Origin of the sequence: Bradyrhizobium sp. CCGB20 (assembly GCF_024199855.1) — a bacterium.
Lineage (GTDB): Bacteria > Pseudomonadota > Alphaproteobacteria > Rhizobiales > Xanthobacteraceae > Bradyrhizobium.
Genome location: NZ_JANADN010000001.1, coordinates 1,002,518 through 1,024,275, shown reverse-complemented (window position 1 = coordinate 1,024,275; position 21,758 = coordinate 1,002,518). Strand labels below are relative to the sequence as shown.

The 21,758-nt window shown below is 61.9% G+C and carries 19 protein-coding genes and 1 pseudogene; 17 read left to right on the top strand and 3 right to left on the bottom strand.

Going from position 1 to position 21,758, the window contains the following annotated elements:
* Nucleotides 1–46 precede the first annotated feature (46 nt).
* The 5 genes from glsA to NLM15_RS04745 all read left to right on the top strand — a co-directional run bounded on the left by glsA (nucleotide 47) and on the right by NLM15_RS04745 (nucleotide 8,018).
* Nucleotides 47–1,045, top strand: coding sequence for a glutaminase A (glsA, locus tag NLM15_RS04765; RefSeq protein ID WP_254115860.1), 999 nt, complete (start codon nucleotides 47–49; stop codon nucleotides 1,043–1,045).
* A 71-nt stretch (nucleotides 1,046–1,116) separates the two neighbouring features.
* A complete protein-coding gene (locus NLM15_RS04760; RefSeq protein ID WP_254115858.1) occupies nucleotides 1,117–2,766 on the top strand; it encodes an MFS transporter in 1,650 nt (549 codons plus the stop codon).
* Nucleotides 2,767–2,869: 103 nt separating this feature from the next.
* Complete coding sequence (locus NLM15_RS04755) at nucleotides 2,870–4,252, top strand: M20/M25/M40 family metallo-hydrolase (protein WP_254124145.1); 1,383 nt, start codon at nucleotides 2,870–2,872, stop codon at nucleotides 4,250–4,252.
* 54 nt (nucleotides 4,253–4,306) lie between these two features.
* Nucleotides 4,307–6,136 carry an SLC13 family permease gene (locus tag NLM15_RS04750; RefSeq protein ID WP_254115857.1) on the top strand — a complete coding sequence of 610 codons (1,830 nt, stop codon included), beginning with the start codon at nucleotides 4,307–4,309 and terminating at the stop codon, nucleotides 6,134–6,136.
* Nucleotides 6,137–6,188: 52 nt separating this feature from the next.
* The gene (locus tag NLM15_RS04745; RefSeq protein WP_254115855.1) at nucleotides 6,189–8,018 is read left to right on the top strand and encodes an SLC13 family permease; all 1,830 of its coding nucleotides are present in this window, start codon (nucleotides 6,189–6,191) and stop codon (nucleotides 8,016–8,018) included.
* Between the two features lie 6 nt (nucleotides 8,019–8,024).
* Here NLM15_RS04745 and NLM15_RS04740 read toward each other — a convergent pair whose 3' ends face one another.
* Nucleotides 8,025–11,090: an efflux RND transporter permease subunit gene (locus tag NLM15_RS04740; protein ID WP_254115853.1), complete on the bottom strand. Its 3,066-nt coding sequence runs from the start codon at nucleotides 11,088–11,090 to the stop codon at nucleotides 8,025–8,027.
* A complete protein-coding gene (locus NLM15_RS04735; RefSeq protein ID WP_254124144.1) occupies nucleotides 11,087–12,190 on the bottom strand; it encodes an efflux RND transporter periplasmic adaptor subunit in 1,104 nt (367 codons plus the stop codon). Before NLM15_RS04735 ends, NLM15_RS04740 begins: the two co-directional genes overlap by 4 nt.
* A 367-nt stretch (nucleotides 12,191–12,557) precedes the next feature.
* Between NLM15_RS04735 and NLM15_RS04730 the strand changes: the two genes are divergently transcribed.
* From NLM15_RS04730 to NLM15_RS04700, 7 genes are all read left to right on the top strand, one after another.
* Complete coding sequence (locus NLM15_RS04730) at nucleotides 12,558–13,079, top strand: Na+/H+ antiporter subunit E (protein WP_254115846.1); 522 nt, start codon at nucleotides 12,558–12,560, stop codon at nucleotides 13,077–13,079.
* Nucleotides 13,072–13,362: a monovalent cation/H+ antiporter complex subunit F gene (locus tag NLM15_RS04725; RefSeq protein WP_071911305.1), complete on the top strand. Its 291-nt coding sequence runs from the start codon at nucleotides 13,072–13,074 to the stop codon at nucleotides 13,360–13,362. Before NLM15_RS04730 ends, NLM15_RS04725 begins: the two co-directional genes overlap by 8 nt.
* Nucleotides 13,359–13,652: a monovalent cation/H(+) antiporter subunit G gene (locus NLM15_RS04720; protein WP_028152034.1), complete on the top strand. Its 294-nt coding sequence runs from the start codon at nucleotides 13,359–13,361 to the stop codon at nucleotides 13,650–13,652. The genes NLM15_RS04725 and NLM15_RS04720 overlap by 4 nt, the downstream gene beginning before the upstream one ends.
* 11 nt (nucleotides 13,653–13,663) lie before the next feature.
* On the top strand, nucleotides 13,664–14,593 hold the full coding sequence (locus tag NLM15_RS04715) for an MnhB domain-containing protein (RefSeq protein WP_254115844.1): 930 nt from the start codon (nucleotides 13,664–13,666) through the stop codon (nucleotides 14,591–14,593).
* Nucleotides 14,590–14,931, top strand: coding sequence for an NADH-quinone oxidoreductase subunit K (locus NLM15_RS04710; protein WP_014493399.1), 342 nt, complete (start codon nucleotides 14,590–14,592; stop codon nucleotides 14,929–14,931). The genes NLM15_RS04715 and NLM15_RS04710 overlap by 4 nt, the downstream gene beginning before the upstream one ends.
* Nucleotides 14,931–16,703 carry a complex I subunit 5 family protein gene (locus NLM15_RS04705; RefSeq protein ID WP_254115842.1) on the top strand — a complete coding sequence of 591 codons (1,773 nt, stop codon included), beginning with the start codon at nucleotides 14,931–14,933 and terminating at the stop codon, nucleotides 16,701–16,703. The genes NLM15_RS04710 and NLM15_RS04705 overlap by 1 nt, the downstream gene beginning before the upstream one ends.
* A 187-nt stretch (nucleotides 16,704–16,890) precedes the next feature.
* On the top strand, nucleotides 16,891–17,394 hold the full coding sequence (locus NLM15_RS04700; protein WP_254115840.1) for a DUF1269 domain-containing protein: 504 nt from the start codon (nucleotides 16,891–16,893) through the stop codon (nucleotides 17,392–17,394).
* A gap of 6 nt (nucleotides 17,395–17,400) precedes the next feature.
* Here NLM15_RS04700 and NLM15_RS04695 read toward each other — a convergent pair whose 3' ends face one another.
* A complete protein-coding gene (locus NLM15_RS04695; RefSeq protein WP_254115838.1) occupies nucleotides 17,401–18,111 on the bottom strand; it encodes a Bax inhibitor-1/YccA family protein in 711 nt (236 codons plus the stop codon).
* Nucleotides 18,112–18,357: 246 nt separating this feature from the next.
* On the opposite strand from NLM15_RS04695, the gene NLM15_RS43870 reads away from it, so the two are divergent.
* The 5 genes and pseudogenes from NLM15_RS43870 to NLM15_RS04675 all read left to right on the top strand — a co-directional run bounded on the left by NLM15_RS43870 (nucleotide 18,358) and on the right by NLM15_RS04675 (nucleotide 21,289).
* Entirely contained in the window at nucleotides 18,358–18,555 is a 198-nt protein-coding gene (locus NLM15_RS43870) for a hypothetical protein (protein ID WP_375166808.1), read from the top strand.
* A gap of 228 nt (nucleotides 18,556–18,783) precedes the next feature.
* Entirely contained in the window at nucleotides 18,784–19,020 is a 237-nt protein-coding gene (locus NLM15_RS04690; protein WP_254115820.1) for a hypothetical protein, read from the top strand.
* A 51-nt stretch (nucleotides 19,021–19,071) separates the two neighbouring features.
* On the top strand, nucleotides 19,072–20,208 hold the full coding sequence (locus NLM15_RS04685; protein ID WP_254115818.1) for an AI-2E family transporter: 1,137 nt from the start codon (nucleotides 19,072–19,074) through the stop codon (nucleotides 20,206–20,208).
* Nucleotides 20,205–20,804 carry a hypothetical protein gene (locus NLM15_RS04680; protein WP_254115809.1) on the top strand — a complete coding sequence of 200 codons (600 nt, stop codon included), beginning with the start codon at nucleotides 20,205–20,207 and terminating at the stop codon, nucleotides 20,802–20,804. Before NLM15_RS04685 ends, NLM15_RS04680 begins: the two co-directional genes overlap by 4 nt.
* Nucleotides 20,805–21,289: pseudogene (locus NLM15_RS04675) on the top strand (DUF992 domain-containing protein).
* Nucleotides 21,290–21,758 lie beyond the last annotated feature (469 nt).

Genomic DNA, 21,758 nt, shown 5'->3' with positions numbered 1-21,758 from the left:
CGGGGGCTCCCTCGGTGCTTCTCATTATGGAGGCTTGGAACGCGCAATGAATGCGAACGCCGATGCCGACAACAACTATTCCTACGTATCAACCGGGCACCTGCCGGCCGAAGCTGAAGTCATCTCGCTGATCGACGAGGTGTACGCGCGCTACAAATCAAATACGGACGGCAAGAACTCTCAAGTTTATCCCGCGCTCGCGGAAGTGCCGAGCGACCTGTTCGGCGTTTGCGTGGTCGGTACCAACGGCGCGGTATACGCCGTAGGGGCGGCCGAATACGAGTTCTCGATCATGAGCGTTTCCAAGCCGTTCATCTTTGCATTGGTCTGTCAGGCCCTCGGCGCGGCGCAGGCACGCCAGAAGCTTGGAGCGAACGCGACCGGCCTTCCGTTCAACTCGCTCGCTGCCGTCGAACGCAGCCCCGATGGCCGGACAAATCCGATGGTGAATGCGGGCGCGATTGCGACGACAAGCCTCGTCCCGGGAGCGATGGCTGATGCGAAATGGAATTTCATCTACGACGGATTGTCACAGTTCGCCGGACGTCCGCTTGCGCTCAACGGCGAGGTTTATGCCTCGGCGACGGAGACCAACTTCCGAAACCAGAGCATCGCCCGTCTGCTCCAGAGTTTCGAACGGATTTACTGCGATCCGGCAGAGGCGACCGATCTTTACACCAGACAATGCGCGCTGAATGTGAGTGCCAAGGATCTGGCGGTAATGGGCGCGACTCTGGCGGACGGTGGCGTGAACCCCATCACGAAAGTGCGCGTGGTCGATCCGTCGGTCTGCCACTACGCACTGGCCGTCATGACGACTGCCGGAATGTACGAGACATCAGGCGATTGGCTTTACGATGTCGGGCTACCGGGCAAGAGCGGCATCGGCGGCGGGATCGTCACGGTCTCCCCGGGAAAGGGCGGTCTGGGGACTTTTGCGCCGCCGCTGGACAGCGCCGGAAACAGCGTCAAGGGACAACTTGTAGCGAAGTATCTGTCGCAGCGGCTGGGCATGGATTTATTCATGTCCAACCCGGAAGCGTAGGTTTGCACTTTTCGGAGATTCAGCCCGCACCGACTGGGGCTGGACTTCAGAAAAAATGACAGGGACACGCCATGACGATGGCATCTGCGACGACGGTTCACTCCGTTGAAGAAGAGAATGCATCCTGGGTGCCGATGATCACCATCGCCCTCGGCCAGATGATCATGTCCTTCAACGTCGCCTCCTTGCCGGTTGCGCTGGGAGGGATGGTCAACAGTTTTGGCGTTCCGCCCACGACGGTCGCCACCGGTATCGTGGCTTATTCGATGCTTGTTGCCGGCTTCGTCATGCTCGGCGCGAAGCTGACACAGCGCTACGGAGCGACGCACGTATTCCGCGTTGCCGTTGCCGTGTTCGGCGCCGCGCAGGCGTTGATGACGTTCAGTCCAAACGCGGATCTCATGATTACTGCGCAGTCCTTGTCCGGCGCGGCTGGTGCGGTGATCGTACCGTCGTTGGTCGCGCTTATCGCGGAAAACTACAAGGGGCGGCAGCAGGCAACAGCCGTTGGCGCATTGGGTTCCGCGCGCGCCGCTGCGGGCGTTCTGGCGTTTGTCATCGGTGGTACTCTAGGCACATTCATCGGATGGCGCCCTGCGTTCGGGATTCTGATCGCCGTGTCGGCTGTGGTTTTCCTTTTGAGCTTTCGACTCAAGCCCGATGAGGCGCGTCCGGAGGTCCGGATCGATTTCGTAGGCGTCATCCTCGCTGCGGCAGCCATCATTCTGATCAGCTTCGGCTTCAACAACCTCAATCGGTGGGGGCTGGGATTGGCGGGGACCAATGCGCCATTCGACCTCTTTGGCTTATCTCCCGCCCCGATCATGATCGTGGTGGGTATCGTGCTCGGTCAGGGTTTTCTGAGTTGGACCCACAGACAGCAGGCCGCGGGGAAGACGCCGCTTCTTGCGCTCGAGGTGATCGACTCCCCGCAGGAGCGGGCGGCGGTGTATGCGATGTTTGCTGTCGTAGCGCTGGAATCGATGCTCAATTTCTCGGTTCCATTGTACATCCAGATCGTGCAGGGACGCACGCCGCTGGCGACAACGATCGCCATGATGCCGTTCAACCTCACCGTCTTCTTCGCGGCGATGCTGATCGTGCGATTTTATGGTCGGTTCACGCCGAGGCAGATCGGACGCTATGGCTTCATACTCTGCACTGTGGCGCTCCTTTGGCTCGCCTTTGTCGTGAGGAATGATTGGAGCGCCGTTCCGGTTCTCCTTGGGCTGGTGATTTTCGGTATTGGACAGGGATCGCTGGTCACACTGTTGTTCAACGTGCTGGTCACGGCTTCGCCGAAAGAGCTCGCGGGTGACGTCGGCTCGCTGCGCGGCACGACCAACAATCTCGCCGCAGCCGTCGGCACAGCGGTGGCCGGGGCACTCCTCGTCGGCTTGTTAAGCGCGGCTGTCTTGCAGACCATCGCCGAAAATCCAAAATTGCCGCCTGAGATACAGGCGCAGCTGGACCTGGATAACATCACCTTCATCAGCAATGACCGGCTGCAGAGCGTGATGGAGCAAACCACGGCCTCTCCGGCTCAAGTGGCGGAGGCGGTGCGCGTCAACACTGTCGTGCGACTGCGCGCTTTGAAAATTGGCCTCATCATCATGGCTGGCGTTGCCTTGCTTGCGATTTTCCCGGCAGGAAAGCTTCCCAACTTCCTGCCAGGCGAAATTCCCGACCCGGCGCCGCGTAAGCGCGGAAGGAACGAATAGCAATCGTAACCTCCTGGCAAGAAACAGCGTTTGCTACGACGGACAATGTGGCGATCGCGCCCGCGTACTGACCAACGGCTCAGAAGACCCTCCGGAGGGCTCCATGACCAAGCTCGATGATGTCCTGTCCAACGTCGACGCAAATCTCGATGCGGCCCTCGAGCGTCTGTTCGCGATCCTGCGCATCAAGTCGATTTCGACCGATCCGGCTTACAAGGCCGAATGTACGGCCAATGCCGAATGGCACGTTGCCGACCTCAAGAGCATTGGCTTCGACGCCTCGGTGCGCCCGACACCGGGGCACCCGATGGTCGTGGCGCATGACCGCAACGTGCCCGGCCCCTCGGCGCTGTTCTACGGTCATTACGATGTGCAGCCGGTCGATCCTCTCGAGCTCTGGGATGGCGATCCCTTTGACCCGTCTATCCAGACGATGCCCGATGGCGCGAAGATCATCACGGGCCGCGGCGCCGCGGACGACAAAGGCCAACTCATGGCCTTTGTCGAGGCCTGCCGCGCCTGGAAGGCGGTCACCGGCAAACTGCCGATTCCGGTTTCGATCCTGCTGGAGGGCGAAGAGGAATCCGGTGGCGTGAACCTGCCCGGCTTTCTCGATGCCCATGCCGCCGAACTGCGCGCAGATATTGGCCTGATCTGCGACACCAACATGTGGGACCCCGAGACGCCGGCGATCCAGACCATGCTGCGCGGACTCTGCGGTGAAGAGGTCATCATACACGCCGCCGACCGCGACTTGCACTCGGGCTTCTATGGTTCGGCCGCGGCCAATCCGAACCGCATCCTCGCCCGCATCCTCTCTGACCTGCACGACGACAACGGACGCGTCACGCTGCGCGGCTTCTATGATGGCGTACCGGAACTTCCCAAGGCGCTGCGCGAGCAATGGGACAGCCTGAACTTCAGCGCAAAGTCCTTCCTCGGCGCCATCGGGCTTTCGGTTCCCGCCGGCGAGAAGGGCCGCGACGCGCTGGAGATGGTCTGGTCGCGCCCAACCTGCGAAATCAACGGCATGGGCGGCGGCTACCAGGGGGCCGGATTCAAGACCGTGATTCCCGCCATGGCATCCGCAAAGGTGTCTTTCCGTCTGGTTTTCGATCAGGACCCCCATGCCATCCGCAAAGCCTTCCGGGAGCATGTGCATGCACGCGTCCCGGCCGATTGTCGTGTGGAATTCCTGGAGCATGGCGCGGGTCAGGCGATCCGCTTCCCGATCGAGGCCCCGGCCTTCGGCAAGGCGCGCGACGCACTGACGGCCGAATGGGGCAAGCCCGCAGTCTTCATCGGCGGTGGCGGCTCCATTCCCGTGACCCATCAGCTCAAACAATCGCTGGGCATGGACGTGGTGCTTGCAGGCTTCGGCCTCGAGGATGACCGCATCCACAGCCCGAACGAGAAGTACAATCTCAAGAGCTTCCATAAGGGCATCCGCTCCTGGGCACGTATTCTGGAAGCGCTGTCACGGTAGAGCGGCACGGGCACGCAGCGCTGGCTCCGGGCCGGACCGCCCTCGCGAGGTGCGATGACGCCGCATATCCTCATTACCTTCGCCATCATCGCCACGATGGTGCTGCTGTTCGTCTCGAACCGGGTGCCGGTCGCGGTCGTGGCGCTAAGTGCGACACTCGTGCTTTACGCGACCGGCATTCTGGAGCTGTCCGAGGCGCTGGCAGGCTTCGGCGACACCACGATACTCTTCATTGCTTCGCTCTTCGTGGTGAGTGCCAGCCTGGATTCGTCCGGCGTCACGACGTGGGCAGGCCAGGTGCTGATCCGTTATGCCGGCGAAAGCCGGACACGCCTGTTGGTGCTGTCGATGTTGCTCGTGGCCTTTCTCACGGCGCTGATCGGCTCGGGTGGCGCAGTGGCTGCCCTGTTGCCCGTGCTGGTGATCGTCTCCGTCCGGCTCAAGCGTCCGCCTGCACAACTCATGATGCCTCTCGCCTTCGCCTCCTATTCGGGTTCGATGCTGGTACTGACCGGAAGCCTTGTGAACGTGCTGCTGTCCGACGCGGCAAGCGATGTCGGCCTCGCGCCCTTCGGCTTCTTCGAGATGACGGTGATCGGCGTACCACTCCTGGCCGGCACCGTGGCTATCGTAGTTCTTTTCGGCGATATGCTGCTGCCGGTGCGCACAAGCCGGGAGATGCCGGAAGACCTGAGCCACCATTCGCGCATGCTGACCGAGCAATACAAGCTGTTTGACCAGGTGTACCAGCTCGAGATCACCGCCGCCTCGCCCTATCGTGGCACGTTGCAGGCGGTGCTGGAATCGCGGCTGGAGCGCGAGAACCACCCGGAGCTCAGCTTCATCGCTATTCGCCCGCGCCGCCAGAACAGCATCTCGTGGCAGCATTCTCTCGTCGAGGGCGATCGACTCATCATGCGCGGCGAACAGGCGGCGATGGACGCGTTCGCAGAGCAGCATGGCCTGACGCCCTGCCAGGAGACGATCGGCAAAATGCGGGAGGCACTGTTTAACGATAGCCACGGCTTCTCCGAGGTGGTGCTTCCGCCCCGCTCTCGTTTGATCGGTGAGACCGTCTTCCCCGGCATGGTCACCGAAAGTGGCGATCTGATCATCCTGGGCGTTCAACGCGGCGGCGAGAATCTCGGGCCGGGCGAAACCGTTCTTGCGGCGGGTGACACGCTCTTGCTGCAAGGCCGTTGGGAGGCGCTTGAGGAGTACGGGCGCGATCCCAACGTGCTCGTCGTTGCTGCCCCCGACATGATCCGCAGCCAGGCCAGGCCCCTGGGCACCGGCTCCGTACGCGCCATTGTCATTCTCGCGGTCATGGTTACGCTGCTAGCGACGGGCGTCGTGCCAAGAGTCGTCGCTGGATTGGCGGCGGCCTGCGCGGTAATCCTGCTGGGCGTACTCAAGATCGAACGAGCCTATCGGGCGATCAACTGGAACGTGCTGATCATGGTCGCTTCGCTGATCCCGCTCTCGACCGCCATGTACAAGACGGGTGCAGCCTATCTCATCGCCGATACACTCGTTGCCATTGTCGGCAATGCGAGCCCGTACGCGCTGCTGGCGGGGCTGTTTTTGCTCACGGCGCTAATCGGCCAGTTGATCAGCAGCACAGCGACGACACTCATCGTCATTCCGATAGCGATTGCCTCCGCGGAAGCCGTCGGTGTCTCGCCGCGCACCGCGCTGGTGACTGTGGCGGTGGCTGCGGCCGCTTCCTTTCTTACGCCAATCGCTGCCTCAGCGAGCCTCATGGTGCAGGGCCCCGGCGGCTATCGATTTGGCGATTTCTGGAGGATGGGTCTACCGTTGCTGCTCTGGTTCTTCCTGGTAGGCACGTTTCTCGTGCCGATGCTCTGGCCATTCGCAGGATGAGCAGTTTGCGTAGCATGATTGGATTGCGTCTTAACCGACCGGGTATTTCCGCATGAACACCAATCTTGCCTTGGTTCTTCTACTGCTTGCGGCCGCGATCGTGATGTTTATGGCCAATCGCCCGCGCATGGATGCGGTCGCGCTGCTGATGATCGTGATCATGCCATTTACTGGGGTGATTACCATCAACGAGGCGCTGGCGGGGTTCAGTGATCCCAGCATCGTGCTGATCGCAGGTCTCTTCGTGATCGGAGAAGGGCTGGTGCGCACCGGTGTGGCGCGTCGCCTCGGCGATTGGCTGAACGCGACCGCCGGCAGCAGCGAGACGCGCATGCTGGTTCTGCTGATGCTCGCGGTCAGCGGGCTCGGTGCATTCATGAGTTCGACGGCCGTGGTGGCCATCTTCATCCCGGTCGTGCTGCGCATCTGTCAGAACACAGGTGCCGCGCCGAGCCAGCTGATGATGCCCTTGAGCTTTGCGGCCCTGATCAGTGGCATGCTCACCCTCGTTGCGACGGCGCCAAATCTCGTGGTCAACGCCGAGCTGATCCGCCAAGGTGCGGCAGGCTTCGGCTTTTTCAGCTTCACGCCCTTTGGGCTCACATTCCTGGCGCTCGGCGTTGCCTATATGCTGTTCGCGCGGCAGTTTCTGCCCGTCTCGGCCAAGCGTGTGGATGGCGAGCGCCGTCAGCCGAACTTGCTTGATTGGGTGACGCAGTATGGCCTCGCCGATCGAGCCTTGCGCGTGCGCGTGCTGACTCACTCGCCGCTGGTCGGCAAGCGCCTGGAAGAGCTTCCGCTCCGGGACCGTGGTGTGAATCTGCTCGCCATCGAGCTCCCCGGCCGCTTTGGGACCGAGGTGAGCCGCCCGAATGCACGGACCGAACTGGCCGCCGGGCAGATCCTGCTACTCGACGTCATCGCGCCCGATGTCGAGACCGATCGGATGCTGCGTGACTATAAAGTCGAGAAGATTCCTCTGGGCGATGGCTGCTACTTCACCGATCGTTCGCAAGAAATCGGCATGGTCGAAGTCATTGTCCCGGCGGAATCCAGGCTGATCGGATCGAGCGTTTTGCAGGCGCGGGTCCGTAGCGAAATGGGATTGACGGTGCTGGGGTTGCGGCACGGTCGCGAGGTCGTGAGCAAGGGGCTGCTCGATGAGACCTTGAAGGTCGGTGACACCCTTCTGCTGACCGGCTTCTGGTCTGACATCCGCAAGCTGCGATCCGAATTCTCGGATCTTGTTGTCCTGAACCTGCCGACCGAGCACAAGGAGGTTCTGCCGGCCGCGAACCTCGCACCTCAGGCTCTGGCGGTGCTGGCTTTGACGGTCGGTATGATGGTCAGCGGTGTGGTGCCGAACGTGCACGCGGTTCTGATCGGCTGCTTGCTGATGGGGTTGCTGGGCTGCGTGGATTTCAACAGTGCCTATACCTCGATCAATTGGAAGAGCCTCGTTCTTATTGTCGGCATGCTGCCCTTTTCGCTGGCGCTGCAACGAACCGGTGGCGTCGATCTCGCCGCCGACGCGGTGACGCATCTTGCGGGCGAGGCATCACCGCGAGTCCTGTTGGCGCTGCTCTTCGTGATCACGGCTGCCCTTGGCCTGTTCATCTCGAATACGGCAACCGCGGTGCTCATGGCGCCAGTAGCGCTCGCTGTCGCGAAGGACATCGGCGCCTCGCCGTATCCCTTCGCGATGACTATCGCCATCGCAGCCTCGGCCGCCTTCATGACGCCTGTGTCTTCGCCAGTGAACACCTTGGTGGTCGGACCGGGCAATTACGGTTTCGGCGATTTTTTGAAGATTGGTGTCCCTTTTACCGTCGTCGTGATGGTAACGACCCTGGCGCTGGTGCCTTGGCTGCTCCGATTTTAGCGGCCGTCAGGCCGGGCGCGATCCCGCGGACGGTTGCTCTTTCTCGTCCCGCGCAAACCAGGCTACATACAGCGTCGGCAGGAAGACCAGCGTCAGAACGGTGGCGACAAGGAGTCCGCCCATGATCGCAAATGCCATCGGTCCCCAGAATACTGTTGGCGCGATTGGAATCATCCCGAGAACAGTCGATACGGCCGTCAACATGATCGGCCGAAAACGGGAACTGCTGGCATCCACCGCAGCGTCCCAGGCCGTCTTGCCCAAAGCGCGTTCGGCGTCGATCTGACCGATCAGAATGACCGCGTTCTTGCTGATCATGCCCAGCAGCGCGAGCACGCCGAGAATGGCGACAAAACCCAGGGGCCTGCCGGACAGCATCAACGCTGCAACCACGCCGATAAGGCCGAGCGGCGCCACGCTGAGCACCATGAACAGTCTCGGAAAGCTCTGGAGCTGCACCATGAGGACGGTAAACATGACGAACAGCATCACCGGCACCACTGCCAGCACAGACGCCTGCGACTTCTGACTTTCCTCCACGGTGCCACCCACGACGACGCTGTACCCCGAGGGAAGGCTTTTTCTGAAGTTCTCGATCGCCATCGAAAGCGACGTAACCACGCTCTCCGGCAGCTTGTCGCCGGCTATAGCAGCTTGAACCGTCAGGGTCGGAATGCGATCCCGCCGCCAGACGAGCGGAAACTCCTGATCATATTCGAAGGAGGCGAACTGGCTGAGAGGAACAGTTTGCCCACCCGGCAGCGCCACCTGCAAGTTGCGCAGACCGTCCAGCGAGCCCCTCTGCTCGTTGGTCGCACGCGCCACCACATTGACCAGATAGATATCGTCGCGAACCTGGGTAACGGGTGTGCCGGATATGACCGTATTCAGGACTGTCGCGATCGCTTGCGAACTGAGGCCGAGAAGGCGAGCCTCGTTCTGATCCACGCGAATACGCACTTGGCGATTGGGTTCCATCCAATCGAAATTCACCTGTTTGGTGTCCGGACTGGAGGCTACGATCTGTCCGACTTTGAGCGCGATTTCGCGCACCCGTTCCACGTCGGGCCCACTGACCCGATACTGCACCGGCCATCCGACCGGCGGTCCGAGCTCAAGCGGAGAAACGAACGCAATCGCGTTAGGAAAGTCCTGCGCGAGCAGCTTTTCGAGCTTGGCATGCAGGCGCTCGCGCGCAGCGACATCCTTGGCGATCACCACGGCCTGCGTGAAGAAATCGTTCGGGAGCTGAACATTAAGGGGCAAATAGAAGCGGATGGCGCCGCGCCCGACATAGGTGCTCCACCGCGCCACATCGGCATCGGTCGAAAGGGCAGCATCCAGGCGCTTTGCCGCAGCCTCGCTCGCGTGGATTGACGAGTTCTGCGGCAAGCTCAGGTCCACGAGCAATTCGGGACGGTCCGACGATGGAAAGAATTGTCGCGGGATGAGCGGCAGCGCAAGCACCGAACAAATGAAGAGCGCCAAGGAGATCGCGATCGTCAGCCATTTCGCGCGCATCGCGAAAGTCAGGAAACTCCGATACATGCGGAAGATCCTGCCCGGATCCGCCGTACTTGTCTGCTTCGGTGGAACAAGGATCGCTGCTCCGAGCAGCGGCGTGAAAATGACCGCAACGAACCAGGAAACCAGAAGTGCGATCGTGACCACTGCGAAGAGCGAGAATGTGTATTCACCGGCGGAACTCGCGGCAAAGCCGACCGGTATAAAGCCCGCTATCGTGACCAGCGTGCCCGCGAGCATCGCCATTGCATGGGTCCGATATGCGAAAGTTGCCGCCTCGATCTTACTTGCGCCCTCTGCGAGCCGACTGAGCGTCGCGTCGGTCGTCGTCATCGCATCGTCGACCAGCAATGCGAGCGCAATGATGAGCGCGCCAAGCGAGATTCGCTGCATATCGATGCTGAGAAGTCCCATGATCGGAAACACGATCGCCAGCGTGAACGGTATGGCCAGCGCGATGATCAGGCCGGGTCGTACGCCCAGGCTGATGAAACTCACCACCATGATGATGCCGATCGCCTGCATCAGCGAGACCGTAAACTCGCGGATCGCCTGGTCGACGACAACGGGCTGGTCGGCGACCAGGCTGGGCTCGATTCCAATGGGGAGATCCGCGGTGATTTGCGCCATTGCTTTTCTGATATTGGCGCCGAGCGCGAGAATGTCGCCGCCATCCCGCATGGCGATTGCAAGGCCTATTGCCGGTTTGCCATTGATCCGAAACATCGGCTGGGGCGGATCCGTGTAGCCGCGTCGCACCTGCGCAATATCGCTCAGACGGAGCATGCGGCCACCGGCGGAAAAATTGATGTTGGCGATGTCCTGCTCCGATTGGAAGCTGCCTGATACCCGAATCGAGATGCTTTCCAAGCCGGTCTGTATCGTTCCCGCCGGACGCACGATGTTTTGCGATTGGAGCGCCGCAATAAGAGCGGACCGATCAATTCCGAGGGCCGCGAGCTCCTTCGTGGAGAACTCGACGAAGATCACTTCATCCTGTTCGCCCAGAAGCTCAATCTTTGACACGTCAGGTACGAGAAGCAGCCTTGAGCGGATGTCCTCGACCCGATCGCGCAACTCGCGCCGAGTGAAGCCGTCACTGGTAAAGCCATAGATGATGCCGAATGTATCACCGAATTCGTCATTAAATCCCGGCCCGATCACGCCTGCGGGTAGTGTATGACGCATGTCTCCGATCGTCTTTCGTACGTGGTACCAGGTGTCGGCCACCTGTTTCGCATTCGCGCTCCCCTTCAGATTTACAAAGACGGTCGCGACACCGGCCCTTGTGAAGCTCCGCAGGAAGTCCAGATGCGGCGTTTCCTGCAAGTGACGTTCGAGGCGCTCAGTCACCTGCTTCATCGTCTCTTCCACAGTTGCGCCGGGCCACGCGGCCTGGACGACCATGGTCTTGATGATGAAGGCGGGATCTTCGTTTCGCCCCAACCGGAAATAGGACAGCGTCCCCCCGACCACCGCAATCATCATCATATAGACGACCAGCGAACGGTGTTTCAGAGCCCAGTCGGAAAGATTGATTCCGCTCATGGCTCGGATCCAAGGATCCGGACCTTCTGACCCGGATGCAACGCCTGAACGCCGGCGGTGACAACTATTTCGCCGATGTCGAGCCCCTGGGAAATGATGGCCTGCGCTTCATCGAATCGCAGCACGTCCACATTGCGCACCGCGACCGTGGCGGTGGCCGGGTCGACGACCCATACGGCGGGCTGCTCGTTCATCCTGGTCAGCGCGGAAGATGGAATATCGATCATCGGCCCTGCAGTGGTACTCACTCGCCCTATCACTGACGCACCCAACCGCATCGCGGCTGGCGGATCCGTCAGACCGACTTTGACCTCGAAGGTTCGGGTCACAGCACTGGCCTGTGCAGCAACTTCGCGAATGCGCCCTTGCGCCGTTATCGACGGATCGTCAGCCAAGCTGACAGTAATCTCTGGATCGGTGGAGGCCGATCTGATCAATTGAGCAGGGACATCGAAGATCGCATCGCGACCGTTTTGCCGTGCGATCCTGGCGATCATCTGCCCGACTTGGACGACCTCGCCGGCGACCGGACCTGTCGCTGTTATCACACCGGGTGCATCAGCCTTGAGTTCGGTGAAACCAACGAGGTCATGCGCAGAGTTCAGTTGCGCTTCGGCCGCATCGACTTGCGATTGCGCGGTTTGCCGCGCCTGGGTTGCGGCATCATAGTTAGCGCGCGTGGTCCACCCCTGCGCCAACAGCGTCTCCTGACGATCGAAGTGATTGCGCGCCTGGGTCAATTGCCCCTGAGCGGCGGCAAGGGAGGCCTGCGCCTGCCGCAGCGTGCTCAGTTCATTCTGCGACTCCAATCGTGCCAGCACCTGGCCGGCCTTGACCCGGTCGCCTATCTTGGTGTCATTACTCAACAATCGTCCCGAGATCCGGAATGCGACATTCACCTCGTCTTCTGCCTCGACCCGTCCGGAGAATGTCAGCGGCGTTGTGACCTTGCGTTTTTCTACGGTCGCCGTACGTACGATCCGCGGCGGAGATGCGTCCTTGGTTTCGGTTTCCCGTCCACATCCTGCCAGCATCAGCGAGAACGCCGTCACCAGCGTCGATGTGAGGATGTTTCGGGGCGCGGATCGGCTGCCGTGCATGAACATGACCTGTTCCATTCCGGGAGTGAGATCTTGCCGGGAGGATTGCTCAGTCCGCAGTCGCATTTTTCCCCGGTACCGCCATCCGCATTTTTGCCGAAGGAGTCCGCCGTCAACATCGGTAAATCTACTCGGTGGTGCCGGATGGAATCCGTGCTCGGCCATCAGCAGATTCCTGAGACATGATCAGGCAATCACCCGATGTCGCCGGTTCCGTCCACGACGCATGATGCAATCGTCAGGTGAAGCGGTCGCGACCCCTGCCGCGGCTCCGTCGTTTGAATTCTCGTCTGGGGCGCGCAATCGCGCTTCCTCAAAGCACGGCAGACCCGGACGACACAATCCGGGAGCAACCGAGGAAACCGGGATGACAGGGTCCTCAGGTGATCGATACGGGCGTGCCGTCGTCGCGGTTGGAGGATCGTGGCGAACCGCGAGTTTCAGAGCGGCATTTTTCCTTTGCCTCTGGCTCGTGCTCGCCGGCGCCAATCCGACAGATATTCCTGCCGCCGCGGCAGCAATCGTGGCAGCAACCTGGATAAGCCTGCACCTGCTGGAGCCGAGCAGATCCCGGAGGTCATTTCCTGCCATGGTCCGCCTGGCGCTGCTGTTCCTATACCAATCGGTGGTCGCCGGCGTAGACGTCGCACGCCGCGCGCTCGATCCCCGGCTGCCGCTGCGGCCGGGATTTGTGTTCTATCCGACCGGCCTCTCACGCGGGATGCAACGGAACGTGTTCACGACACTCACCAGCCTCTTGCCTGGCACTGTGCCAACCGGGGAGGAGAGCGGACAACTCGTCTATCACTGTCTCGACGTCGAGCAACCGGTCGTTGCCGAACTTGCCGCGGAGGAAGCGGCGTTGGTTCGGGCCCTCTACAATGACTGAATTCCTCACTGCCGCAGTCGGCTTGATCCTGGCGATGCTGGGGCTCGGGCTGGTCTCCATCTTGCGTGGCCCGACAGATGCCGACCGGATGATGGCGGCGCAACTGATCGGGACTGCGGGGATTGCCGTCTTGCTGCTGCTCGGCACCGTGACAGGCGTGCCGGCGGCCGTCGACGTGGCATTGATACTGGCACTGCTCGCCACTTTCGCATCCATCGCATTCGTCAAGAAGGGGCTCTCCCGCCTCGAAACCGATGGGGCCGATCCGGGGGAGGACAGATGAGCGTCGCACGCGACATCATCACGGTTGCGGGAGTGTCGGCAGGCGTATTCTTTTTTTTCGCCGGCACCGTCGGCCTTCTTCGCTTTCCCGACACCCTGACTCGTCTGCACGCGCTCAGCAAGGCCGATAACCTCGGCCTGGGTTTCGTCGTGCTCGGCCTGCTCCCCCAAACAGGAGGCCTGCGTGACGGGCTGAAGCTGATCAGCATCTGGATGTTCGTGCTGCTCGCTGGCGCCACCGTCTCCCAATTGATCGCGCGCACGGCACGTCAGAGCGGGTCAGGCAAATGAACATCGCAACAGTGTTCGAGATCGCGCTCGCCGCCGTGGTGCTGGGCCTCGCCATCTGGACGATCGCCGTCCCCGACACCTATTCGGCCACGGTCGGTTTCATCGCCTACGGACTGCTGGTTGCGCTGATCTGGGTCCGTCTTGACGCCGTCGATGTCGCGCTGACCGAGGCTGCAATTGGCGGAGGCCTGGGCGGCGTCGTGCTGTTGGGTGCGGCGGCCCGGCTGCGCGATACCGAGGCGATGACAACGGAAGGGCCCAACCTGACCGTGCGCTTGAGCGCGGCCATACTGTCCGCGTCGATCGCGGCAGCGCTGGCCGTCACGATCCTGCTGCTGCCCGATCCGGCGCCAACGCTCGCGCCCTCCGTCGTCGCGAATGCCGGGGCGACCGGCATGACCAACCCCGTCACCAACGTTCTCATGGCATTCCGCGGATTGGACACCATGCTCGAGAAGGTCGTGCTCCTGCTCGCCATCGTCGGTGTCTGGTCGCTCGCGTCGGACCAGGCCTGGGGCGGTCGTCCCGGACCACGCCACCAGGCTGATCCAAATGGTGTTCTCGCCTTTCTTGCGCGCCTGTTGCCACCCGCCGGCATCGTCGTCGGCATTTACATGCTGTGGACGGGCGCTGATCACCCCGGCGGAGCATTTCAGGGCGGCGCGGTTCTGGCATCGATGTGGCTGCTGGTGATCATGGCCGGGCTGGTGGATACCCCGCCCGTGCGCGATCGATGGCTACGTCTCATCCTGGTGGCCGGCCCCGGCCTATTCCTTGCCGTCGGCCTTGGCGGGCTCTGTTTTGGGTCGGCGTTCCTTGCCTATCCCGTTGCGTTCGCCAAGCCGCTAATTCTGAGCATTGAGGTCGCGATGCTCCTGACGATCGCGACGACGCTCGGTCTGCTGCTCGCCGGTGCACCTGAAAGGAGCGCTGAGCGATGAGCGCCGTGACGGTGTTCGGATTGTGCGCCGCCGCGGCGGTCGGGCTCGGGCTCTACGGCCTGATTGCCAATCCGCAACCGCTTCGCAAGATCATCGCATTCAACCTGCTCGGCAGCGGCGTGTTTCTTCTGTTCGGCATCGTCGGGCGACGAGGCGCCGCAGCGGGCTTTGGCAACGACCCGGTGCCGCAGGCCCTGGTGATCACAGGAGTCGTGGTCGCGTTTTCCGCAACGGCTCTGGCGATAGCCTTGTTGCTGCGGCTTTTTCAGATCGCAGGCTCCACGACGCTCAACAGTCGGGCGGCGGCGAGCCCGCGCTCCGATCCGTCCGGTCACTGATGCTGCCCCCCGCCCCCGCGCTGGTGACCACTGCCGGCGGCTTCCTGCTGGTGCTGTCGATCGTCGTGCCGGTCGCGGGCGTCTTGCTGGCGTTCGCTCTCGGCCAGCGCTACGTCCGGCAGATCGCCTCCACGGTCGTACCGGTCGGGTCGGCGATTGCTCTCACCGTTCTCGTGCTCCTGCCTCGGAGCGACGGCCACCTCGTCTACCTACTCGGCGCCTGGCCACCCCCGCTCGGCGTAGCCCTCCGCGCGGACGGATTGTCGGCGGTCATGCTCGCGACGACGGCGGTCGTGATCTGCGCGGTCGCCATTTTTGCCGCAACCGATTTTCGTCCCCAATCTGTCGAAGCGCGCGCACCTTTCGCATTCTGGATCCTGCTTCTGGCAATCTTGGGGGCGCTGAACACGATCTTCGTCGCGGGAGACCTCTTCACGCTGTATGTTGCGCTGGAATTGCTGACGTTCGCCGCAGTGCCTCTGGTCTCTCTCGACGGTCGCGCGGAGACGCTTCGGGCCGCGTTGCGGTATCTGCTCTTCGCACTGCTCGGCTCGGTCCTCTACCTGATGGGCACCGCGCTGCTTTATGGTCTCTACGGCACCCTTGATATCGAGTTGTTGTCGCATCGCGTGAGCGCAGACTCAGGCGTGCTCATCGCGGCAGCCTTGATGACGACCGGTCTCCTCGCAAAAACTGCACTCTTTCCGTTGCACCTCTGGCTGCCACCCGCTCACGCTGGCGCACCGGCCGCAGGCAGCGCGATCCTGTCCGCCCTGGTCGTGAAGGGATCGTTCTTCATCCTTGTGCGGCTCTGGTTCGACGTCATGCCAGGTTTGCCCGGCTTGGCTGCCGCACAATTGCTCGCAGCGCTGGGAACCGGAGCGATCGTGTTCGGAAGCGTTGTCGCTCTCCGGCAAGAGCGCCTCAAGCTCCTGATTGCATATTCGACGCTGGCTCAGATTGGATATCTCTTCCTGATGTTTCCTCTTGCGTTCGGCGCGTCCGGGAAGCTCGAAAGTGACCAGGCCCTGGCGGGCGGCCTGTTGCAGGCAGTTTCCCATGCGACTGCCAAGGCGGCGATGTTCATGGCCGTCGGATCAATCTACACCGGGCTCGGCCACGATCGCATCACCGGGCTGCGAGGTGTCGCACGGGCCCTGCCCTTGAGCGTCCTGGCGTTCGCAATTGGCGGTATCGCCCTGATGGGTGTTCAACCGAGCGGAGCGTCACTCGCGAAGGAGTTGTTGCTCCAGGACACGGCGAGAACGGGGCAGTGGTGGTGGGCCGTCGTACTCCAGGCCGGCGGAATGTTCACGACCGCCTATGTCGTGCTGGTCCTGTCCCATGCGCTCGCGCCGTCGGACCAGCCGATTGCCCTCGTCGGCCCGGCACCGCTCAGCCGCGACCTCGCGGCACTTGCCTTGGCCCTCTGTTCTTTGTTCCTTGGCTTGCTGCCCTGGGATTCGTATTTGCCGGTCCCGTATGATGCGACATCGAAGCTGTTCGGCATCGACGCGCTATCCAAATTGCTCCTGCCGGTGCTGGGAGGGGCGGCGCTCGCGATCCTGCTCAGCCCGTGGCCACACCCGCTGGGCTCATCCGCGGCCTGGAAAGCGCTCATGAGAGTGGTCGGTCCGCTCCGGCGCGGCTGTCTTAGATTCGGCAGCCTTATCGAAAGAGGCGACGAAGTTCTCCGTCAATGGTCCGCCGCGGGCATCTCCCTGCTTCTGGTGTCGCTGCTGCTCGCCGCGTCGATGTTGGTCGCAAATTGAAGACTCAGAACAGCCGGATCGCGCAGATCGGGCCGAGGGATTCCCCTGCTCTAATGATCCGGAACATTCTCTCCCGCGCCCAAGGGTTTTCTCGGATGTCGAGCTAGCAATTCGCCGTTTAGTCTCCGCGCCATGCAGTTGGCATCCGTCTTCCCGCGGACCCTGCGGGAAAGCCCAGGAGGTCTCCATGTCTGATCTGGTTGCGATCGTATACCCGACCGAAGCAAAGGCCGAAGAAGTCCGGAATCGGCTGTTCAAATTGCAAAAGGAATATTTGATCACCATCAGTGACGCCGTGATCGCCGTCAAGGCCGAGAACGGCAACATCAAGCTCAATCAGCTCGTCAACACAACGGCGACGGGCGCGATTACCGGCAGCTTCTGGGGACTCCTGGTCGGCGTGCTCTTCCTCAATCCGATCATCGGTGTCGCGGTCGGCGCTGCGTCCGGCGCGCTTGGAGGCGCCTTGTCCGATTTCGGCATCAACGATTCCTTCATGAAGGAGCTGTCCGCTTCGCTCCACCCCGGCAACGCCGCGCTCTTCGTCCTGATCAAGAACATGACGGCCGACAAGGTGTTGAACGAAATCAAGGATGCCGGCGGAGTCGTATTGAAAACGTCCCTGGACGAGACCAAGGAGAAGATCCTGCGCGATGCGCTCGCCAGCGCGGCGGAGCGGCCGGCGGCCTGAAGCTGCCTACCGCCTGCCGCCGAGCAGGCGCAGCAGCATCATGAACAGATTGAGGAAGTTGAGGTAGAGCGACAGTGCCGCGATCACCGACTTGCGGCCTGCCGTCGTCGCATCGTCCCTGCTCTCGTACATCGCCTTGATCCGCTGCGTATCATAGGCCGTGAGTCCCGCAAAGACGCCAACGCCGACGATCGAGATCAACCAATCGAGCCCCGTCGACCTCAGGAAGATATTGACCAGGCTTGCGACGATGATGCCGATCAGGCCCATGAACAGGAAGCTGCCGACTGCGGACAGGTCGCGCCTCGTGGTGTAGCCGAAGACGCTGAGTGCCCCGAACATCGCAGCCGCGATGAAGAACACGCGCGTGATCGAGGCGCTGGTGTAGATATGCAGCAGCGTCGAGAGCGAGACGCCGACCAGCGCCGCATAGACGAAGAACAGAATGCGCGCCGTTTCCGCCGACAGCGTATTGATGCGCGCCCCGATGAAGAACACTAGCCCGAGTGGCGCCAGGATGAAAACCCACATCAACGGGCTCTCAAGCAATGCGGGACCCATGAGCTGATACGTCAGCCACGCCACAATTGCAGTCAGGCCCACGCCCGCGGCCATATAATTGTAGATGCGCAGCATGTAGGCGCGCAATCCGGGATCGATCGCAAGCGCGCTGCCACCAGTGCCTGAGGCAGTCAGATTCGGATCATAATTCGACATCGCTTGCCTCCTGGGATTGGTTCAAATGAACAAATCAAGCTAGCGGTCCGGCGCTTGCGGGGACATCGGATGATCACCCGAGCGCCGGAAGATATATCACCCTAGCTCGGGAGACCCGTGTTCCGACAGAGCGGCTTACCGAAACGTAACCCTGGGTTGCCCGAGGCTCCTTATCCTGCTCTTTTTGCCTGGACTCTTACACCTTTGTCACTGGAAGCTGGTCACGCACCGGCCTAATCCGTTCGCATGCGCTACTTCTTTCACATCGTCGACAAGTACGGCCTTTGTCCGGACGGAATTGGATGCGAGTGCGCCGACCAGGACGCCGCCGTTCTGCACGCCAGGCATATCGCGACTGAACTCGCTAAAGCGGGCGAGTTGTTCCGCGCGAGCTTCGTGCTGGTCGCCCCCGCTGCTACGCCCGGATCGACAAGTCCTCATTAGGGGCGGTCGACCGATTTCCTGCCTCGTCCTCTACATAGAATCCCTGATGTGCGGACCGAGAAGCCGCCTCTAGTCTCGTAACCGACGGTGGCCGGCCTACCCCGTTCAGATAGCCCCTTCCGCCCACCTCATCTCCGGGGTTGAGGGCTCGCCGCATGCGTCCCGTCTATGCGTTGGGCCGTCGGCGCTATCTCGATCTGAAGCGTTGCGGATCAGTTGGAGACAAGCATGAAAGTCCGGACCATTTGCGGTACCCTGATCCTTGCCGGATCGATTGCGACCGCGCACTCGACCAGTTCCCAGGCGCAGACGACCAATCCGACCACAGCCGCGCCAAAGCAGGTCACGACACCTGCGCCAAGCGCCGCCGCGCCAAATACGAATACGAACCCCACCAAGCATCGCTACTGGCGTCATCGCGGCGGCTCGCATCCCCATTTTGGCAGCCGCCGTGTTCGCACCTGAGCCCCGGCGCGACAGTTCGTTATTGCAATTCGCCGCCGAGACACCCGATCGATGAGCGATGTGAGGACAGGACAAGAACAACCGCGCGAGGTCGTGGTCCGCGTGCCTCCAGACCAGGGCATGACCGACAGGCGGCGCGGCTTTCTCGCAACGGGTCTCGCCCTGCTCGCCGTTTGCGTTGCTCTATTCCTCGTATGGCAAGCGGCCTCGAGTCTTCTCCTCATCTTCGCGGGCGTGCTGTTCGCTGCCTTTCTGGATGCCGCCGCACGCGCACTGGCGTTACTAATTCCACTCAATCGTGTCTGGCGGCTGACATTCGTGCTGCTGCTGTTCGCCACCATGGTCGGACTAGGCCTCGTCTGGGGAGGCGGCAAGCTGCCGGAGCAAACACGCATCCTGCTGAAGGTCATGGACACCCAGTTCGACGTCTTGCAGCAACGCCTTCTGACCTACGGCGTCGATCTACTTGGTCCGGAATCGGGGCGCGATTTTGCGCAATGGCTGCTGTCCGATCAAGGCCGGTTCTTCAGCCACGCCCAGCTCGTCCTTGGCAGAGCGTCGAGCTTTCTGACCGGTGTGCTGGTGATCGCGTTCGTCGGTATCCTCTTCGCCTTTGACCCCACCAGCCATCGCGAGAGTCTCGTGATGCTGGTGAAGCCTTTCTATCGCACCCGAACACGCGCCGTAATGAACGAGATGGGAAACGTCCTGCGGCTGTGGTTCGTCGGTCAGCTGATCCGCATCATCCTGATGACACTGTGCGTGTGGGTCGCGCTCTATCTGATCGGGCTTCCCGGTCCCTTCGTGCTTGGGCTGCAGGCGGGCCTTTCCAACTTCGTTCCGTATCTGGGGCCCATCCTTGCCGCGATCCCGATCGCGCTCGTCGCGATGCCGCTCGGCGCATCGCTGCTGATCTGGGCCGTCGTCATCTACACAATCATTCAATCGATCGAGGGCTATGTGATCGGCCCGTTGATCCAGCGCCAGGCGGTCGAAATTCCTCCAGCATGGACATTGGTCGCGATCGTGCTGTTGGGCGCGATGCTGGGCGTGATGGGTATCGCACTCGCCATGCCGCTGGTCGCGGTCGGCCGGGTCGCGATCATTAGATTCTACGTCGAGGATTACCTCGGCGATAGCAGCGGGCGCATGTCCAACAAGGGATCATCGCAAATGGGCGCACCATGAGCGAGATTCGAGCCGAACGGAACAATCGAATGGAGCCATCCCCGGCGCACGCGCGGATGACACATTTTCTGTGGCAGCAACTTCCATACATCATTGCACTGGTGCTCGCCGTCGCGGGCGTCGCCTATACCAACGCCTCTCACCAGCCTCTCGTTGGTTATTGGGAATTTCTCGCGCTCGCCATCGGCGTTGTGTGCGTCATCAACAAATGGCCGGAGGTCGATGGCAAGGAGGCCCGGTGGCGACTGATCTGGACCCAGGCGCTGCACTGGGTTGCCGTCCTGGTCACGATGAACATCATGCTGGTGTCAGGCGTTCAGCAATTGTTGCCGACGCCGGCGACCAGCCTCGTCCTTCTCACATTACTTGCGCTCGGCACCTTCCTCGCGGGCGTCAGTCTTCTGTCGCCGCAAATTGCCTTCCTCGGCCTTGCGATGGGCGTCACGGTTCCGGCGATATCCTGGTTACAGCAATCCATCATCTTCTTCCTGTTGGGCGCCGTCCTGCTGATCGGCCTCGGCATCACGTTCTGGCTTCGCCAGGATCGCAGCCCAGGGAGTTCGCCCACCGACACCGGAAGTCAAACGGAGGCCTGAATGCGCATTAATCTGCTTCTTGCGATCATCTGCGGATCCGCCTTGATGTGCGCCGACGCCCTGCCCGCACGCGCCGAGGCGTTCAGGGTCGGCCGGCTCGTATGCACCAGCACTCCGCGCGTTGGGCTGGTGCTCGGCTCCGCGCAGGAGCTTCGTTGCGTATTCATCACGAGACGCCCGACCCGGCAGTACGTCTACGACGGACGGTCAGGCGCGTTGGTCTCGACATCGGCGTGACCAGCGCAGGAACCCTCTCATGGGCTGTCTTCGCCAGGAACTCGCGCGTCGGCCCCGGCACGCTGCGCGGGAGCTACGTGGGGGCGAGCGGCAATGTCGCGTTCGGTCCCGGTCTCGGAGCGAACGTCCTGATCGGAGGCTCTCGCCGGACGATTGCGCTCCAGCCTCTGTCGATCGAGCGATCGATCGGATTGAACCTTGCGGCGGGAGTTACGAACCTGACACTCGGCCCGCGCGGACCGGGATAGCGGCTCGTCCCGACCCTCGGGAGCAGGGAGCGGACAATGGACCTTGCGGACGTCTCGGTCAGGATGCTGGCGGCGGGTTTCCTGACATTCATCGCTCGCGGCGCGGGCTGGACACAGCCAACCGCAGGCCCTCCGCCCGCTGTCGGCATCGTCGAAGCGATCAGACGATGGCACGCTCGCCGCAAGCTCAATCGGGATTTTTATGGTGCCGATGCTCTACGTCACGTTTCAGCGCCTGCGCGAGCGCGCGAAGGCACGACCGGTCCCGGCGCGAACCACATGACCCGAGTATCCAGGACGGCGGGAATAATCCGAGCCAATTGCTCGGGGTTTCGTCGGATGCCAACGTTGCCGTTCCCCGCTACCGTAGTCCGTACTTGAAACTGCGTAACAAGAAGAGAGAAGAACAATGGACGCTCCCACACGTCGTGCCTTCCTTGGTTTTGCGCAGGGCGCCGTCGCCGCAGCA